Below are 618 nucleotides of genomic sequence, written 5' to 3'. Positions count from 1 at the left end.
GGGCGTGCTGTCGGCCGCCTGAGGGCGGTGTGTGAAGGAGGCGGGTTTGGAGTTCCTGATGGTCCCCGGCGCGCCGGCGCCGGTCGCGCCGTTCAGCCACGCGGTGCGGGCGGGCGACTACGTGTTCGTCACCGGCCAGATGCCGACCGATCCCGACGACGACGCGGCGCCGCTGCCGGACGGGGTGGCGGCGCAGACGCGGCGGGTGATGGACAACCTGCGCATCGTGTTGGCCGGTGCGGACTGCACGCTGGCGGACGCGGTGATGGCGCGGGTCTACCTGACGGACTTCGCGCGCGACTATGCGGCGATGAACGCGCTCTGGCCGAGCTTCTTCGCGCCCGGACGGCTGCCGGCGCGCACCTGTGTCGGTGTCACGGGGCTGGCGCGCGGGGCGCTGGTGGAGGTCGATCTCATCGCGTATCGGCCGCGTCCGTGATCAGGACGGACGCATAGGGCGGCGCCGGGGCGGCGAGGTCGATCGGCCGGCCGGCGGCCAGCGCCGCGAGGATCTTCAGCGGCCCGCCATGCGTGACGAGGACATGCGCGCCGGGAGGCAGCGCGCGCCAGAACGCGCCGACGCGGGCGATCAGCGCCGCCCCCGTCTCGCCGCCATGC

The 618-nt window shown here is 74.6% G+C and carries 2 protein-coding genes; one reads left to right on the top strand and one right to left on the bottom strand.

Annotated features, from left to right (window positions below; all coding sequences use genetic code 11):
• Window positions 1-46 precede the first annotated feature (46 nt).
• A complete protein-coding gene (locus B8460_RS20220; RefSeq protein ID WP_199445707.1) occupies window positions 47-439 on the top strand; it encodes a RidA family protein in 393 nt (130 codons plus the stop codon).
• Here B8460_RS20220 and B8460_RS20215 read toward each other — a convergent pair.
• Window positions 414-618: histidine phosphatase family protein (locus B8460_RS20215; RefSeq protein WP_048863428.1), on the bottom strand; the 205-nt coding region annotated here is incomplete at its 5' end. The two genes, B8460_RS20220 and B8460_RS20215, sit on opposite strands and share 26 nt — an antisense overlap.

It is taken from the genome of Acidisphaera rubrifaciens HS-AP3 (assembly GCF_000964365.1).
GTDB classification, from domain to species: domain Bacteria; phylum Pseudomonadota; class Alphaproteobacteria; order Acetobacterales; family Acetobacteraceae; genus Acidisphaera; species Acidisphaera rubrifaciens.
This window is presented reverse-complemented; position numbering and strand designations above follow the sequence as displayed.